Origin of the sequence: Enterobacter sp. 940_PEND (genome assembly GCF_001059415.1) — a bacterium.
GTDB classification, from domain to species: Bacteria; Pseudomonadota; Gammaproteobacteria; order Enterobacterales; family Enterobacteriaceae; genus Enterobacter; species Enterobacter cloacae_M.
In genome coordinates this window covers 41,457-58,801 of the sequence record NZ_JUMS01000099.1, presented here as the reverse complement: position 1 = coordinate 58,801, position 17,345 = coordinate 41,457, and the positions used below count along the sequence as shown (strand labels likewise).

Below are 17,345 nucleotides of genomic sequence, written 5' to 3'. Positions count from 1 at the left end.
GAATCCCTCAGAGCAGTTTAAAGAGATCCAAAGCAGTTTCTGTTGGAACGCCCTGAACGAAGCATTCCACACCGGCCGCTTTCAGGCCGTTGAACGCGTCAATATCGTTCGCGTCGACAGAGACCGTTTTGGCAATTTGTTGTTTGCCACTGGCGTAGTGCATATTTCCGACGTTAATACGGGTGATGGGTACGCCACCCTCGACCAGCTTCAGAAAATCGGCAGGTGATTTGCAGACCAGCAGGATTTTCTGGCGGTCAGCGGCGCGGTGAATGTTGTCGATGACCTTTTGCAGCGACCAGAAGCGCACGGCGATCCCTTCCGCGAGCACCATTTCCATCAGGTTCTGTTGAACCGGATCCTCAGCGACCTCGTCATTAGCGACCAGCACCAGGTTTGCCCCCGCAAACCCCACCCACTGCACGCCCACCTGACCGTGGATCAGGCGTTCGTCGATGCGGCATAAGACAATGTTTGGCATAGCGTTTTCCTCTTTTTTAATTATGCGTCTTGAGTCGTTACGCCTTCGCAGGCGGCGTGGTACTGCTGGAGTATGTCCTGAATGTGGTCGATGATGAGTTCCCGTGGCGTTGACTTGAGAGCGCCCTCGCGAACTTTGCTGTACTGCAGCGGCAGGTACTGGCTGATCAGCGGCAGGGGAACAGGCTCGTCTGCCAGGTTACGCACCAGCCGTGCAAAGGCGTCGTCGATCTGGCTGTCCGGCCAGTAGTAGCGCACGCGGTCAGAGTAGCTGTAGCCGCGCGCCAGGCGACGCGCGTTGCCGTCACCGTGGTAATGGCTTTGCCAGTATTCCGGGCGGTCGAGCATGACGTTTTCCAGCACGTGACGCAGGCCGGAGCTGGCTTTTGCCGGCAGCAGCTCCTCTTCAATGGCGGCCAGCGAGAACAGCGCCTCGCGCAGGGCGAAGGTCAGGGCGGGGCCAACTTTCAGAATGGCAAAGTGATCGTTAACCAGCTGGCGCAGCGCCTGCGGCGTCTGGTAGTCGGTGGAGTGCGCTTCAAACACCAGCGTATCGTAGGCTTCAACCATTTTGCTCAGGGCCACGGCTTTCTGCGGCTGATAGTCGCAGACGTGCGCGTGGTCGAACTCCACGCCAGGCTGGACCACCAGGCCAATAATGCGCGGCCAGATGTCGCTTAAGCCTTCCTTTTCGAACGCGTGGCGGTGCGCTTCAAGCGTGGTGCGGGCCGCGTCCGGCGTGGTGACGGCAAGTTCGGTGAGCGTCTCGTGCGCGCCACCGGGAACCGGCACTTCCGTGCCGATAACGTAGACCAGATCGGATTCACCAAACTGCTCGCGACAGGTCGCTTCGGCAATCTTCGCCAGGCGTGCGGCGCGTCCGGCGACGATCGCGTCGGTCAGGGGAACCGGGTCGTCCTCGCAGGACATGCTGCAGTCGAGGTGGATCTTTTTGAATCCGGCGGAAACATAGCTTTTGATCAGATCGTCGGCATTTGCCATCGCCTGTTCCGCAGGGAGATTTTGCCAGCGGTTAGGGCCCAGATGATCGCCGCCGAGGATCAGCTGTGACGTCGGAAAACCGAGCGACTCGGCCAGCCGGCAGACAAACGCGTGAAAATCCGCAGGCGTCATGCCGGTATAGCCGCCAAATTGATCCACCTGGTTGGAGGTCGCCTCGATCAGCAGCGGCGTCTGATGCGAATGCGCGTAACGAATTGCAGCTTCAAGTACCAGCGGATGTGCGGAGCAGACGGCATAGATCCCGTTCGAATTCCCTCGTTTATGTTGTTCCACCATTTCTGTCAGATGTTTCACTTTCCTCTCCATTTCGGATGGCAATGACACTTGTCTTTCGTTTTGTTTCATTTAATCCTGCATCATGGTGATATAAAAATAAAACGAAAGATAATAGTTTTCCGATCTGTTTCACAAAAGAAACATAATGAAAGGTTTCAGCGCAGTGTTGGCTTGCGTCTGTACGTAAGGCGGGACTTGCATTCCCGAAAAAGAAAGGCCTTAATAGGCAAAACGAAATGAAACGAAAGACTATTTATTAAGGAGCTCGTATGAGCAGCACCGATTCATCCGCGGAAAAGCGCATCACCGGCACCAGTGAAAGGCGAGAGCAGATCATTCAGCGTTTGCGGGCGCAGGGAAGCGTGCAGGTTAACGATCTGTCTCATCTGTACGGCGTATCGACGGTGACGATCCGCAACGATCTGGCCTTCCTGGAGAAGCAGGGCATCGCCGTTCGCGCCTACGGCGGGGCATTGATTTGCGAAGGCAACATGCCGGGCGCTGAGCCTTCCGTAGAGGATAAAAGCTCGCTGAATACGGCGGTGAAGCGCAGTATCGCGCAGGCCGCTGCCGCGCTGGTCAAACCCGGGCACCGTATTATTCTGGACTCCGGCACCACGACGTATGAAATCGCCCGCATGCTGCGCCAGCACACGGACGTGATTGCGATGACCAACGGGATGAACGTGGCGAATGCGTTGCTGGAAGCGGAAGGGGTGGAATTGCTGATGACCGGCGGGCACCTGCGCCGTCAGTCGCAATCCTTCTACGGTGACCAGGCAGAACAGTCGCTACAGAATTACCATTTTGACCTGCTGTTCCTCGGCGTTGACGCCATCGATCTCGACCGTGGCGTAAGTACGCATAACGAAGACGAAGCACGACTGAACCGCAAAATGTGCGAGGTTGCGGAGCGTATTATCGTTGTCACGGACTCCAGCAAATTTAACCGCTCAAGCCTGCATAAAATCATTGATACGCAAAGGATTGATATGATTATTGTCGATGAAGGCATTCCGGCGGAGAGCCTGGACGGGCTGCGGAAAAGCGGGATTGAGGTGGTGCTGGTTTAAGGGGGCTTTCCCCTCACCCTAACCCTCTCCCCATAGGGGAGAGGGGACCGTTCGGTGCGGTTGGGAATATGAATCACGTCACCGGTGCCGGGTTGAACACCGCCAGCTGATTATGTAATCCCCATTGATCCGAGAAGGTTTTCTTCCGCCCGCTGGCGACATCCAGAATGAAGTGGAACAGTTTCCAGCCCACGTCCTCAATGCTCTCTTCCCCGGTGGCGATAGTGCCCGCGTTGATATCCATTAAGTCATACCAGCGGTTTGCCAGCTCGGTGCGGGTCGCCATCTTGATCACCGGTACCGCCATCAGGCCGTACGGCGTGCCGCGCCCGGTGGTAAAGACCTGCACCGTAATGCCGGATGCCACTTGCTGCGTGCCGCAGACGAAATCGCTGGCCGGCGTTGCCGCGTAGATCAGGCCGCGTTTCGTCGGGCGCTGGCCCGGAGAGAGCACTTCCACAATCGCGCTCTGGCCGGATTTGGCAATCGACCCGAGGGCTTTTTCCACTACGTTGGCCAGGCCGCCTTTTTTGTTCCCCGGTGAGGGATTTGCGCTGCGGTCGGTTTTGCCCATATCGAGATAGCTATCATACCAGGCCATTTCCTCGAGCAGGCGCTTGCCGACCTCTTCATTAACGGCGCGTGGCGTGAGCAGATGGATGGCGTCACGCACTTCGGTCACCTCGGAGAACATCACCGTGGCGCCGCAGCGCACAAGCAGATCGGACGCATAGCCCACCGCCGGGTTGGCCGTCACGCCGGAGAAGGCATCGCTGCCGCCGCACTGTGTTCCCACTACCAAATCAGACGCCGGGCAGGTTTCGCGCTGGCGCTTGTTGAGCTTGTCCAGATGGCGTTCAGCCACCTGCAGGATATCGTCGACCATTGAGCGGAAACCCACGTGGCGTTCATCCTGCAGGCGCACGATGCTGGCCTCGTCTGCCGGAATGGCTTTCGCATCTTCGGTGCCCTGCAGCAGGCGCTCTGGCTGCAATTTTTCACACCCCAGACCGATGACCATCACCTCACCGCCAAAGTTTGGGTTCAGGGCGATATTGTGGATGGTACGGATAGGCACTACGGCAGCGGGGGCGTTAATCGCCACGCCGCAGCCGTAGAGGTGGTTCAGGCCAACCACGCCGTCGACGTTCGGGTATTTCGGCAGCAGATCGCGTTCGATGATTTTCACCACGTAATCCACTACGCCCGCCACGCAGTGCACGCTGGTGGTAATGCCGAGCAGATTCTTGGTGCCGACGCTGCCGTCCGCGTTGCGGTAGCCTTCGAAGGTATAGCCCTCCAGCGGAGGAAGCGGTTCCGGTACGCGAGTCGCCAGCGGAAGCGTGTTTAGCGGCGGCGCTTCCGGCAGCGCCACCAGCGACTCCTCAACCCAGCTCCCCTGTGGTATAGAGCGAACGGCATAGCCGATGACTTCACCGTAACGTACGATTTCGCTGTTAGCAGGGATATCCACCAGGGCGACTTTATGTCCCTGCGGAATATGCTCAATCAGTTCCAGCCCGTCCGGGAAGCGGGTGCCCGCTTTTAAGCCATTGTCGTTGACAATAATCGCCACATTATCGGTGTCGTGGACTTTTATATAAAACGCCGTCGGCGATGCCTGTCGAATTTCAATGTCGGCCATTGTTCAATATTCTCCAGCAAAGTGTCTGATAATAAATTCAGCCAATTTTCAAATGGTAGAAATAAATACGCGGCTTTCAGAAATAAAGCATGTCAGCATAGGAGATATTAAAATGTGATCGCGATCGCTCCAGAACCAGTAATGCCTGATTCTGTGCATTAGCGCCCAGCGCCTTGTGCATATGCAAAAAAATTTATCGAAGTGTAACGCAATACTTGAGCATTAAAACAATGTGCGGTTGTGGATTGCGTTTTATACTGAATGACGATTTTATAACGCCAAAATACGTCAGAATAAGAAATATAATGCTGGTGCGGTGTCTGAATAAATAAAATGATGCTGATATAGGCTGCGAATTAAAAAGGTAAATACGATGAATAACGATATCTTCCCGAATAAATTTAAAGCGGCCCTCGCGGCACACCAGATTCAGATTGGCTGCTGGTCCGCGCTGGCAAACCCTATCAGCACCGAAGTGCTGGGCCTGGCCGGTTTTGACTGGCTGGTGCTGGACGGCGAACATGCGCCGAACGATATCAGCACCTTTATTCCGCAGCTGATGGCGCTGAAAGGCAGCCCCAGCGCCCCGGTAGTGCGCGTGCCCACCAACGAGCCGGTGATTATCAAGCGCCTGCTGGATATCGGTTTCTACAACTTCCTGATCCCGTTTGTGGAGACGGAAGAACAAGCGGCCCTGGCCGTAGCCTCAACGCGCTATCCGCCAGAAGGGATCCGCGGCGTTTCCGTTTCGCATCGCGCCAATATGTTTGGCACCGTGCCGGACTATTTCGCGCAGTCTAATAGCAACATCACCATTCTGGTTCAGATCGAGAGCCAGCAGGGCGTTGATAACGTCGACGCGATTGCCGCCACAAACGGCGTGGACGGGATCTTCGTCGGCCCAAGCGATCTGGCTGCCGCCTTTGGTCATCTGGGTAACGCCGGCCACCCTGACGTGCAGCGCGCGATCCAGCACATCTTTGCCCGCGCTAAAGCTCACGGCAAACCGTGCGGCATTCTGGCGCCGGTTGAGGCTGATGCCCGTCGCTATCTGGAGTGGGGAGCCACGTTTGTAGCCGTCGGCAGCGACCTCGGCGTATTCCGCTCGGCCACGCAGAAATTAGCCGACGCTTTTAAAAAATAACCATCATTGAGGAAACAGATTATGACGCTGAAAGTGGGTTTTATTGGCCTGGGCATTATGGGTAAACCAATGAGTAAGAACCTCATCAAAGCAGGTTACTCACTGGTGGTATCCGATCACAATCCGCAGGCCGTGGCAGAGGTGATAGCGGCTGGCGCTGAAACGGCCACCACCGCGAAGGCCATTGCCGAGCAGTGCGATGTCATCATCACCATGCTGCCAAACTCACCGCATGTTAAAGAAGTTGCGCTGGGTGAGAACGGCATTATCGACGGTGCGAAGCCGGGCCTGGTGTTGATTGATATGAGCTCTATTGCACCGCTCGCAAGCCGTGAAATCAGCGAGGCGTTAAAAGCGAAGGGCGTCGATATGCTGGATGCGCCGGTCAGCGGCGGTGAGCCGAAAGCGATCGACGGCACGCTGTCGGTGATGGTCGGCGGCGATAAAGCCATTTTCGATAGATACTACGACCTGATGAAAGCCATGGCGGGCTCCGTGGTGCATACCGGGGACATCGGGGCGGGTAATGTGACCAAGCTGGCAAACCAGGTGATTGTAGCGCTGAACATTGCCGCCATGTCCGAAGCGCTGACGCTGGCAACCAAAGCGGGCGTCAATCCGGATCTGGTCTATCAGGCCATTCGAGGGGGTCTGGCGGGCAGTACCGTGCTGGATGCCAAAGCGCCGATGGTCATGGATCGTAATTTCAAACCCGGTTTCCGCATCGACCTGCATATCAAAGATCTGGCGAACGCGCTGGATACGTCACACGGCGTGGGCGCACAGCTGCCGCTGACCGCGGCGGTCATGGAGATGATGCAGGCGCTGCGTGCCGATGGCCTGGGCACGGCCGATCACAGCGCGATTGCGTGCTACTACGAAAAACTGGCGAAGGTGGAAGTGGCGCGTTAATCACGCCTTGCCTACACCTTAGGGTGACAGCGGCGCGCAAACCCTCTATACTGCGCGCCGAAGCTGACCAGACAGTCGCCGCTTCGTCGTCGTCCCTTTCGGGGGAGACGGGCGGAGGGGAGGAAAGTCCGGGCTCCATAGGGCAGGGTGCCAGGTAACGCCTGGGGGGGAAACCCACGACCAGTGCAACAGAGAGCAAACCGCCGATGGCCCGCGCAAGCGGGATCAGGTAAGGGTGAAAGGGTGCGGTAAGAGCGCACCGCGCGGCTGGTAACAGTCCGTGGCACGGTAAACTCCACCCGGAGCAAGGCCAAATAGGGGTTCACATGGTACGGCCCGTACTGAACCCGGGTAGGCTGCTTGAGCCAGTGAGCGATTGCTGGCCTAGATGAATGACTGTCCACGACAGAACCCGGCTTATCGGTCAGCTTCAACTTCTTAGAAAACCCCGCTTCGGCGGGGTTTTTGCTTTCCAGGTGATGCTGGATGGGTAAGCGCAGCGCCGGACAAACGACATCAATTCTCATATTTGCGACATTAAGCACATTTCACTGCTTTTATACCTTTCGTATCGATCCTGTACCTGTATACGATCGCCATCACAAAATTTCGCGCTAAAAAACACACGATTTTTAGTATTGATAATTTGTTATGTTTGTTACTTTTATGATCGCGAATCTTTTCTCGTTTGATATGCATATATTGAAATCAAATACATTTCTCCCGTGAATATGTGACGAATTCCACTCTTTTCCGCAAACCTGAAAATTTGCATCGGAAAAATTTAATAAATTGAAAGAATGTTTCAAACAAATAGCGGTTATTTATTGGTCTTTAATTGCCTGAAAGATCGTCTTTATTGATTTTTTTAACGCTGAGAAATTTATCAAGGTTATCGCCATAAAATAAATTTATTACTACTGCTTTTATTGATCGATATCAGCGTAATGGTGTGGTTGTATTTATTCATGTTATTGATAATAAATGTATTTTTTGGTTTTCGTTGATCATGTTAAGCGTGCGGAAAAGCAAATTGTGAGTGACAGCACATACCCCCTTAAACACTATTAGGTAGAATCCGCTCCGTCATAGGGAAATAAGCGCAGAATATTATGAACACTATTATTCTACCGAAAACACAGCACCTCGTGGTATTTCAGGAAGTCATTAAGAGTGGCTCCATAGGTTCTGCAGCAAGACAGCTTGGCCTGACGCAACCCGCCGTCAGCAAAATCATCAGCGATATTGAGTCCTACTTCGGCGTGGAAGTGATGGTGCGTAAAAACACCGGCGTAAAACTCACTGCCGCGGGCCAGGTCCTGCTCTCGTACTCAGAGTCGATCACCCGCGAAATGAAAAACATGGTGAGTGAGATTAACAGCCTGAGTTTCAGCACCGTCATGGACGTCTCCTTTGGCTACCCGTCGCTGATCGGCTTTACCTTCCTGTCCGAGATGATCAAAAAATTCAAGGAAGTGTTCCCGAAAGCACGCGTCTCGATGTATGAAGCCCAGCTCTCATCTTTCCTTCCGGCCATTCGCGACGGTCGTCTGGATTTCGCTATCGGCACGCTAAGCGATGAAATGCTGCTGCAGGATCTGCACGTCGAACCGCTGTTTGAGTCCGAGTTTGTGCTGGTCGCCAGCAAAACGCGAACGTGCACCGGCCCGACGACACTGGCATCGCTCACGCACGAGCAGTGGGTGATGCCGCAAACCGATATGGGCTACTACAAAGAACTTCTTACTACTCTGCAAGACAACCACATCAGCATCGAAAACATCGTCCAGACCGATTCCGTCGTCACCATTTATAACCTCGTGCTGAATGCCGATTATCTGACGGTCATTCCCCGCGACATGATTGCCCCGTTCGGTTCCGACCAGTTTATTGTGCTGCCCGTGGAAGATGAATTACCCGTGGCGCGTTATGCCGCCGTGTGGTCAAAAAATTACAGGATTAAAAAATCGGCGTCAGTATTAGTTGAGCTGGCAAAACAGTATTCGTCGATGAATATCGAAAGACGACGATAAATAATAAGTAATTATTTTAAAAACACCCAGAGCTTATCTCTGTAACGCTCTGATACCCTGACTTTGCCTGAAAAGAATGAATTATTATAACGAGGATATTATGCATATTACCTACGATCTCCCGGTAACGATTGAAGATATTCAGGACGCCAGAAAACGACTGGCAGGAAAAATATATAAAACCGGTATGCCGCGCTCGAATTATCTTAGCGAACGCTGCAAGGGCGAAATATACCTGAAGTTTGAGAACATGCAGCGTACCGGCTCGTTTAAGATCCGCGGCGCGTTTAACAAATTAAGCTCGCTGACCGACGCTGAAAAACGCAAAGGCGTTGTCGCCTGCTCCGCAGGGAACCACGCGCAGGGTGTGTCCCTCTCCTGCGCGATGCTCGGCATCGACGGCAAAGTGGTGATGCCGATGGGCGCGCCGAAGTCTAAAGTGGCCGCGACGCGCGACTACTCGGCGGAAGTTGTGCTGCACGGCGAGAACTTCAACGACACCATTGCCAAAGTCAGCGAAATCGTCGAGATGGAAGGGCGTATTTTTATTCCGCCATACGATGATGCCAAAGTGATCGCCGGGCAGGGCACCATCGGTCTGGAAATTCTCGAAGATTTATACGACGTGGATAACGTTATTGTGCCTATCGGCGGCGGCGGTTTAATTGCCGGGATTGCGACGGCAATTAAATCCATCAACCCCACCATTAATATCATCGGCGTGCAGTCAGAAAATGTTCACGGCATGGCGGCATCGTATCAGGCCGGAGAAATAATGAGCCATCGCGTTACCGGCACGCTGGCCGACGGCTGTGATGTTTCTCGCCCCGGTAATTTACCGTTCGAAATTGTTCGCGAGCTGGTTGATGACATTGTGCTGGTCAGCGAAGACAACATTCGCGACAGCATGATCGCGCTTATTCAGCGTAATAAAGTGGTGACGGAAGGTGCCGGCGCGCTGGCCTGTGCCGCGTTATTAAGCGGCAAGCTCGATCGCTATATTCAGGGTCGTAAAACCGTCTGCATTATTTCCGGCGGCAATATCGATCTCTCCCGTGTTTCCCAAATTACCGGCTTCGTTGACGCATAAAGGTGACCTATGAGCAACACAGAAAGCATTATCGTTGGCCAGACAAAAACGTCCTCCTGGCGTAAGTCTGATACCACCTGGACGCTTGGCCTGTTTGGTACCGCCATTGGCGCAGGCGTGCTGTTCTTCCCCATTCGCGCAGGTTTTGGTGGATTGATCCCTATCCTGCTGATGCTGGTTCTCGCGTTCCCGATTGCGTTTTACTGCCACCGCGCGCTGGCGCGTTTGTGCCTCTCCGGCAGCAACGTCTCGGGCAACATCACCGAAACGGTGGAAGAGCACTTTGGAAAAACCGGCGGGGTGGTGATCACCTTCCTCTACTTCTTCGCTATTTGCCCGCTGCTGTGGATTTACGGCGTCACCATTACCAACACCTTTATGACCTTCTGGGAAAACCAGCTCCAGCTACCTGCGCTGAACCGCGGCGTGGTGGCGCTGTTCCTGCTGCTGCTGATGGCCTTTGTTATCTGGTTTGGTAAAGACCTGATGGTGAAGGTCATGAGCTTCCTGGTATTCCCGTTTATCGCCAGCCTGGTGCTGATTTCCCTGTCGCTGATCCCTTACTGGAACTCGGCGGTGATTGACCAGGTCAACCTGAGCGATATCGCCTTCACCGGTCATGACGGCATTCTGGTCACGGTGTGGCTGGGTATCTCCATCATGGTCTTCTCCTTCAACTTCTCGCCTATCGTCTCCTCGTTTGTGGTTTCCAAGCGCGAAGAGTACGAGCCGGAGTTCGGTAAAGAATTCACCGAGCAGAAATGTTCCAAAATCATCGGTCGCGCCAGCATGCTGATGGTCGCCGTGGTGATGTTCTTCGCCTTTAGCTGCCTGTTTACGCTCTCTCCGCAGAACATGGCGGACGCTAAGGCGCAGAACATTCCGGTGCTCTCTTACCTGGCGAACCACTTTGCGTCAATGTCAGGAACCAAATCGACGTTCGCGACGGTACTGGAATACGGTGCCTCCATCATCGCGCTGGTCGCTATCTTCAAATCCTTCTTCGGTCATTACCTGGGCACGCTGGAAGGGCTGAACGGCCTGATCCTCAAGTTCGGCTACAAGGGCGATAAGAAGAAAGTCTCCGTTGGCAAGCTGAACACCATCAGCATGGTGTTCATCATGGGCTCCACCTGGGTTGTGGCCTACGCCAACCCGAACATTCTGGACCTTATTGAAGCCATGGGCGCACCAATCATCGCCTCTCTGCTGTGCCTGCTGCCGATGTATGCCATCCGCAAAGCACCGGCGCTGGCGAAGTACAAAGGGCGTACCGAGAACATTTTCGTTACCGCGGTCGGGCTGCTGACCATTCTGAATATCGTTTACAAACTGTTCTAACCCATTGCTCAGGAAGAGCGGAGTCACATGATGATTGAGTTTCCGGTTGTACTGGTTATTAACTGCGGATCGTCCTCTGTTAAGTTTTCGGTGCTCGACGCCAGCAGCTGCGATGCCCTGATGACGGGCATTGCAGATGGGATCAACACCGAGAAGGCCTTTATTTCCGTGAACGGGGGTGAGCCAGCCAGACTGGCTCACCAGGACTACGAAGGGGCGCTGGCTGCCATCGCCCTGGAGCTGGAGAAGCGTAACCTGATGAGCAGCGTGGCCTTAATTGGCCACCGCATTGCGCACGGGGGAAATCTCTTCAGCGAGTCGACCCTGATCACGGAAGAGGCGATCGCGCAGATCCGACAGGTTTCCCCGCTGGCGCCACTGCATAACTACGCCAACCTGAGCGGCGTGGAAGCCGCAGAGCGTCTGTTCCCGGGCGTGCAGCAGGTGGCGGTATTTGATACCAGCTTCCACCAGACGCTGCCGCCGCAGGCGTATCTGTACGGATTGCCGTACCGCTATTTTGAAGAGCTGGGCGTGCGCCGCTACGGCTTCCACGGCACCTCTCACCGCTACGTGGCCGCGCAGGCGCATACGCTTCTCGGGCTGTCCCCCGATGACAGCGGCCTGGTGATTGCCCATCTCGGCAACGGAGCCTCCATCTGCGCGGTGCGCAACGGCGAAAGCGTCGACACCTCGATGGGGATGACGCCGCTGGAAGGGCTGGTAATGGGGACGCGCTGCGGCGATGTGGACTTCGGCGCGATGGCGTGGATTGCCCAGCAGACTGGCCAGTCGTTCGAGGATCTGGAGCGCGTGGTCAATAAAGAGTCCGGGCTGCTGGGGATCTCCGGCATCTCCTCCGATTTACGCGCGCTGGAGAAAGCCTGGCACGAAGGCAACGAGCGGGCGCAGCTGGCTATCCATACCTTCGTGCACCGCATTGCGCGGCATATCGCCGGGCACGCGGCGTCGCTGCACCGCCTGGATGGGGTGGTCTTTACCGGCGGTATTGGCGAAAACTCGAAGCTTGTCCGCGCGCTGGTGGCGGAACATCTGAAAGTCTTCGGCATCATCCTCGACGACGACAAAAATGCCCTGCCGGGCAGCGCGGGTGAGCGCGTGATCTCCACCGAATCGTCCCGCGTGGCCTGCGCGGTTATCCCTACCAACGAAGAAAAAATGATCGCGCTGGACGCCCTCCGTCTTGGAAAGGTTACCCCGGCCGCGGCTTACGCCTGATAAAGCGAGAAACACATGAAAGTAACAATCGATACGGGCGTCGCGCCCTACAGCGACGCATGGGCCGGGTTTCGTGGTGAAGAATGGAAAAACGCCGTCAACGTCCGCGATTTTATTCAGCATAACTACACCCCTTATGAAGGCGATGAAGCTTTCCTCGCGCAGGCGACGCCAGCAACGACGGCGCTGTGGCAGAAGGTAATGGTCGGCATTCGCCAGGAGAATGCCACCCACGCCCCGGTGGATTTTGACACCAACATTGCCACCACCATTACGGCCCACGGGCCGGGCTATATCGACCAGGATCTGGAGACGATCGTCGGCCTGCAAACCGATAAGCCGCTCAAGCGCGCGCTGCATCCGTATGGCGGGATCAACATGATCCGCAGCTCGTTCGAAGCCTATGGCCGGGAGATGGATCCGCAGTTCGAATACCTGTTTACCGACCTGCGCAAAACCCACAACCAGGGCGTGTTTGACGTCTACTCCCCGGAGATGATGCGCTGCCGTAAATCCGGCGTGCTGACCGGTCTGCCGGACGGCTACGGGCGCGGCCGCATCATCGGTGACTATCGCCGCGTGGCGCTGTACGGGATCGCTTATCTGGTGCGCGAGCGCGAACTTCAGTTTGCCGATCTGCAGGGCAGGCTGGAGCGCGGCGAAGATCTGGAGGCGACGATCCGCCTGCGTGAAGAGCTGGCGGAGCACAGGCGCGCGCTGCTGCAGATCCAGCAGATGGCGGCGAACTATGGCTTTGATATTTCACGTCCGGCGATGAACGCCCAGGAAGCGGTGCAGTGGGTCTATTTTGCCTACCTGGCAGCGGTGAAATCCCAGAACGGCGGGGCGATGTCGCTGGGGCGCACGGCCTCGTTCCTCGATATCTACATTGAACGCGACATGCAGGCGGGGCGCCTGAATGAAGTCCAGGCGCAGGAGCTGATCGACCACTTCATCATGAAGATCCGCATGGTGCGCTTCCTGCGCACGCCGGAGTTCGACACGCTCTTCTCCGGCGATCCAATCTGGGCGACGGAAGTGATCGGCGGCATGGGGCTGGACGGGCGCACGCTGGTGACCAAAAATAGCTTCCGCTATCTTCATACCCTGCACACCATGGGGCCTGCGCCGGAGCCGAACCTGACGATCCTCTGGTCTGAACAACTGCCGATCGCGTTCAAGAAATACGCCGCTCAGGTGTCGATCGTCACCTCTTCGCTGCAGTATGAGAACGACGATCTGATGCGTGCGGACTTCAACAGCGACGACTACGCCATTGCCTGCTGCGTCAGCCCGATGGTGATCGGCAAGCAGATGCAGTTCTTTGGCGCGCGCGCCAACCTCGCCAAAACGCTGCTGTACGCGATCAACGGCGGGGTGGACGAGAAGCTGAAGATCCAGGTCGGCCCGAAAACCGAGCCGCTGCTGGACGACGTGCTGGATTACGACACCGTGATGGCGAGCCTCGATCACTTTATGGACTGGCTGGCGGTGCAGTACATCAGCGCCCTGAACCTCATTCACTACATGCATGATAAGTACAGCTACGAAGCCTCGCTGATGGCGCTGCATGACCGCGACGTCTATCGCACCATGGCCTGCGGAATTGCCGGGCTGTCGGTGGCGGCGGATTCCCTGTCGGCCATTAAATACGCCACGGTGAAGCCGGTGCGCGACCATACCGGACTGGCGGTCGATTTTGTGATTGAAGGGGACTATCCGCAGTACGGCAACAACGACGACCGCGTGGACAGCATCGCCTGCGACCTGGTGGAGCGCTTTATGAAGAAAATTCAGGCGCTGCCAACCTACCGCAACGCGGTGCCAACCCAGTCGATCCTGACCATCACCTCCAACGTGGTATACGGCCAGAAGACCGGGAACACGCCGGACGGACGCCGCGGCGGCACGCCGTTTGCGCCAGGCGCGAATCCGATGCACGGACGCGACAGAAAAGGGGCGGTAGCCTCGCTAACGTCGGTGGCCAAGCTGCCGTTCACCTATGCGAAAGATGGGATCTCCTACACCTTCTCCATCGTGCCGCAGGCGCTGGGCAAGGACGAGCTGGTGCGCAAAACCAACCTGGTGGGGCTGCTGGACGGGTACTTCCATCACGAAGCGTCCATTGAGGGCGGGCAGCATCTGAACGTCAACGTCATGAACCGGGAAATGCTCCTCGATGCCATTGCGCATCCCGAGAATTACCCGAACCTGACGATCCGCGTTTCAGGCTATGCGGTGCGTTTTAATGCGCTGACGCGCGAGCAGCAGCAGGATGTGATTTCGAGGACGTTTACGCAATCAATCTGACGACATTCAGGTCTCATGCCCCCTCAACCCTGGGGGCATTTTTTTGCCCGCTGAACATACAAAATTGTTTATATAATTACTCACACATATTCATCCGCTCTTGAAAAACAATACGCCTGCTTTTCCCTATCACAGCATGTAAGGACAGTAAGATGATGAAAATGACCCGTATTGCGCTGGTCGCCGCCTCGCTGGCAGTGTGCAGTTTTACGGTACAGGCCGCGAACGTTGAGGCTGCCCCGTCTCCCTCGCAGGATCCGCTGGTACAGCACCTGAAGCTCAGCAATGAGCAGGTTAAGAAGATTGAAGATCTGCATAAGCAGCTGGAACAAAATGTCAGCAAGATCCCGATGACGGGAGTGAAGGACGGCGCGCTGATCGACATGTTCCAGGCGGGTAAATGGGACGAAAGCACGGTGAAAAGCCAGCTTGCTGCCTTTAGCAAAATTGAAGAGCAGACCCGCTATTACCGCGTGAAATATTACTTCGACGTCAGCCAGGTGTTGACGCCGGAACAGCGTAAGCAGATTAGAACCGATATGGCTAACGCGCTGGCAGAGTGATTTCGTACGTTGCATACGGCGCCGGATGATTATGCCGTGGCTCGATCGGTTCCCTCTCCCATTGGGAGAGGGTAAGAGTGTGAGTATTTTCTAAACAGGCAAATCAATCAGCAGCGCGCGAAGCGGCGTATCCGCCACCAGGGTTATATTCGCTTCATCACGAATAAACGCCCCGTCGCCGCAGGTGAGCGCTTCTTTCTCTTCCGTGTGCGTCACCGCATGTACCGTACCGTGAATAGACTGTAAATAGGCGCGCGGACCATGAAGCTGGAAGCTCGCCTGTTCACCTTTCTTCAGTTCGATATGGTGCAGCCACACCTGCTGGCGCAGCTGCAGGCTACCTTTACTGCCGTCCGGCGATGCAATCAGCTGCTGCTTATCGCCCGTTAAATCTAACTTCTGCACCAGCGGATTTTCCCGCTCGGGGCAGGCGTCCAGCCACAGCTGCATACGGGTCAGCGTTTTATCTTTGCTGAGGTTATGCTCGCTGTAGCTGATGCCCGGCTGCGTGGAAATTAACAACGCTTCGCCAGCCTTTGCCTGGACATGATTGCCCTCGCTATCGCGGTATTCTGCCTCGCCTTCCAGGATCAGGTTCAGGATATCGACTTTCGGGTACGTACGCGGCTGGAAGGAGGCGCCCGGGGCGAGCACTTCCTGATTCAACACGCGCAGTGAAGCGTAACCGAGGAGTTTAGGGTCAAAGTAGTGTCCAAAGGAAAAGGTGTAGCGGGCCTGCAGCCAACCGAAATCGGCTTGTCCGCACTGTTTAGCTGTTCTTGTCGTAATCATAAACTTGACCTCTCTTTACACTAAAACAATGGTAAAGGTATGGACGCTGCATTGTTAGCCAGATATTCTGCCCGGTATGTTCAAATTTCCTGAATGAGAACGAGATGGCTAAAGAGAGAGCATTGACGCTTGAGGCGCTTCGCGTCATGGACGCGATTGACCGGCGCGGCAGTTTTGCGGCGGCGGCAGATGAGCTGGGGCGCGTTCCGTCTGCGCTAAGCTACACCATGCAGAAGCTGGAGGAAGAGCTGGACGTGGTGCTGTTTGACCGCTCCGGTCATCGAACAAAATTCACCAACGTGGGGCGAATGCTGCTGGAGCGCGGCCGCGTGCTGCTGGAAGCGGCGGACAAGCTCACGACGGACGCCGAAGCGCTGGCGCGCGGCTGGGAAACCCATCTGACGTTAGTTACCGAAGCGCTGGTGCCGACTGAAGCGCTGTTCCCGCTGGTGGACCGCCTGGCGGCGAAGGCCAATACGCAGCTGTCAATCATCACCGAGGTGCTGGCGGGCGCGTGGGAACGTCTGGAAACGGGCAGGGCGGATATTGTGATTGCGCCGGACATGCACTTCCGTTCCTCATCGGAAATCAACTCGCGCAAGCTCTACAGCGTGATGAACGTCTATGTTGCCGCACCCAATCACCCGATTCACCAGGAGCCGGAGCCGCTCTCTGAAGTGACGCGCGTGAAGTATCGCGGCGTGGCGGTAGCGGATACCGCGCGCGAGCGTCCGGTGCTGACGGTGCAGCTGCTGGATAAGCAGCCTCGCCTGACGGTGACCTCGCTGGAAGACAAACGGCAGGCGCTGCTGGCCGGTCTGGGCGTGGCGACGATGCCGTACCCGTTTGTGGAGAAAGATATTGCGGAAGGGCGACTGCGCGTTGTCAGCCCGGAATACACCAGCGAAGTGGATATCATTATGGCGTGGCGCCGCGACAGCATGGGCGAAGCCAAATCCTGGTGTCTACGCGAAATTCCGAAGCTTTTTGCCCACCACAATAAATAAGGATATAGGCCCGGATCGCTGTGCGTCACCGGGCCATTATTTATGCGTCGAGCTTCGGATCCGGACCAAAGCGGTTCTCGCCCGGCGTGCCGCTCTGGCAGTTGAAAATCAAAATCACGATCCAGCCAACAAGCGGGATCAGCAGCAGCAGTAACCACCACGCTGAACGATCGGTGTCGTGCAGCCGACGGAACAGTACCGCCCACGATGGTAGCAGGACTAACAGGCCATAAATGGTGGTCAGTACGCCTTCACCGCCAGCCCGCTCCCAGCCAAGAATTTTATCCACGATGCCCAGCACCATAATCAGGACGAAGTTCACCAGAACGAACATCCAGTACTCTTTGCGGCGGGCGCGGCCACCAAATCCAATGTAGTTACGCAGTACTTTTAAATACCAGTCCATTTTTCCTTGCC

At 55.8% G+C, this 17,345-nt stretch carries 15 protein-coding genes and 1 other RNA gene; 11 read left to right on the top strand and 5 right to left on the bottom strand.

The features are described from left to right. Positions 1–7 precede the first annotated feature (7 nt). Both agaV and kbaZ read right to left on the bottom strand, forming a co-directional pair. Positions 8–481, bottom strand: a complete 474-nt coding sequence (gene agaV, locus ADJ24_RS14445; RefSeq protein ID WP_023309307.1) for a PTS N-acetylgalactosamine transporter subunit IIB — start codon at positions 479–481, stop codon at positions 8–10. Positions 482–501: 20 nt separating this feature from the next. Beyond that, positions 502–1,797 (bottom strand): tagatose-bisphosphate aldolase subunit KbaZ, encoded by a 1,296-nt coding sequence (gene kbaZ, locus ADJ24_RS14440; protein ID WP_032667947.1) that lies wholly within the window; start codon positions 1,795–1,797, stop codon positions 502–504. A gap of 251 nt (positions 1,798–2,048) precedes the next feature. On the opposite strand from kbaZ, the gene ADJ24_RS14435 reads away from it, so the two are divergent. Next, positions 2,049–2,852 (top strand): DeoR family transcriptional regulator, encoded by an 804-nt coding sequence (locus ADJ24_RS14435; RefSeq protein ID WP_023309305.1) that lies wholly within the window; start codon positions 2,049–2,051, stop codon positions 2,850–2,852. A 73-nt stretch (positions 2,853–2,925) separates the two neighbouring features. Here the strand turns inward: ADJ24_RS14435 and garD are convergent, their stop codons facing one another. Then, positions 2,926–4,497 (bottom strand): galactarate dehydratase, encoded by a 1,572-nt coding sequence (gene garD, locus ADJ24_RS14430; RefSeq protein WP_023309304.1) that lies wholly within the window; start codon positions 4,495–4,497, stop codon positions 2,926–2,928. 373 nt (positions 4,498–4,870) lie between these two features. On the opposite strand from garD, the gene garL reads away from it, so the two are divergent. The 9 genes from garL (at position 4,871) to ADJ24_RS14390 (ending at position 15,129) form a co-directional block, all read left to right on the top strand. Continuing rightward, the gene (gene garL / locus ADJ24_RS14425; protein ID WP_023309303.1) at positions 4,871–5,641 is read left to right on the top strand and encodes a 2-dehydro-3-deoxyglucarate aldolase; all 771 of its coding nucleotides are present in this window, start codon (positions 4,871–4,873) and stop codon (positions 5,639–5,641) included. Positions 5,642–5,662: 21 nt separating this feature from the next. After that, on the top strand, positions 5,663–6,553 hold the full coding sequence (gene garR, locus ADJ24_RS14420) for a 2-hydroxy-3-oxopropionate reductase (RefSeq protein WP_023309302.1): 891 nt from the start codon (positions 5,663–5,665) through the stop codon (positions 6,551–6,553). A gap of 59 nt (positions 6,554–6,612) precedes the next feature. Then, positions 6,613–6,989, top strand: an RNA gene (gene rnpB, locus ADJ24_RS23595) — RNase P RNA component class A. Between the two features lie 676 nt (positions 6,990–7,665). Then, positions 7,666–8,586, top strand: a complete 921-nt coding sequence (gene tdcA, locus ADJ24_RS14415; protein ID WP_008501504.1) for a transcriptional regulator TdcA — start codon at positions 7,666–7,668, stop codon at positions 8,584–8,586. 100 nt (positions 8,587–8,686) lie between these two features. Further along, entirely contained in the window at positions 8,687–9,676 is a 990-nt protein-coding gene (gene tdcB / locus ADJ24_RS14410; protein WP_023309300.1) for a bifunctional threonine ammonia-lyase/L-serine ammonia-lyase TdcB, read from the top strand. Between the two features lie 9 nt (positions 9,677–9,685). Beyond that, a complete protein-coding gene (gene tdcC / locus ADJ24_RS14405) occupies positions 9,686–11,017 on the top strand; it encodes a threonine/serine transporter TdcC (protein WP_023309299.1) in 1,332 nt (443 codons plus the stop codon). Positions 11,018–11,047: 30 nt separating this feature from the next. Then, positions 11,048–12,256 (top strand): propionate kinase, encoded by a 1,209-nt coding sequence (tdcD, locus tag ADJ24_RS14400; protein ID WP_023309298.1) that lies wholly within the window; start codon positions 11,048–11,050, stop codon positions 12,254–12,256. Positions 12,257–12,271: 15 nt separating this feature from the next. Next, positions 12,272–14,566 (top strand): formate C-acetyltransferase, encoded by a 2,295-nt coding sequence (gene pflB / locus ADJ24_RS14395; protein WP_023309297.1) that lies wholly within the window; start codon positions 12,272–12,274, stop codon positions 14,564–14,566. A gap of 152 nt (positions 14,567–14,718) precedes the next feature. Beyond that, complete coding sequence (locus ADJ24_RS14390; protein ID WP_023309296.1) at positions 14,719–15,129, top strand: Spy/CpxP family protein refolding chaperone; 411 nt, start codon at positions 14,719–14,721, stop codon at positions 15,127–15,129. Between the two features lie 90 nt (positions 15,130–15,219). Here ADJ24_RS14390 and ADJ24_RS14385 read toward each other — a convergent pair whose 3' ends face one another. Continuing rightward, positions 15,220–15,921 (bottom strand): pirin family protein, encoded by a 702-nt coding sequence (locus ADJ24_RS14385; RefSeq protein ID WP_023309295.1) that lies wholly within the window; start codon positions 15,919–15,921, stop codon positions 15,220–15,222. A gap of 104 nt (positions 15,922–16,025) precedes the next feature. On the opposite strand from ADJ24_RS14385, the gene yhaJ reads away from it, so the two are divergent. Continuing rightward, the gene (gene yhaJ / locus ADJ24_RS14380) at positions 16,026–16,928 is read left to right on the top strand and encodes a DNA-binding transcriptional regulator YhaJ (protein ID WP_008503135.1); all 903 of its coding nucleotides are present in this window, start codon (positions 16,026–16,028) and stop codon (positions 16,926–16,928) included. 40 nt (positions 16,929–16,968) lie between these two features. On the opposite strand, the gene ADJ24_RS14375 is transcribed toward yhaJ, so the two are convergent. Beyond that, positions 16,969–17,334 (bottom strand): DUF805 domain-containing protein, encoded by a 366-nt coding sequence (locus ADJ24_RS14375; protein WP_023309294.1) that lies wholly within the window; start codon positions 17,332–17,334, stop codon positions 16,969–16,971. Positions 17,335–17,345 lie beyond the last annotated feature (11 nt).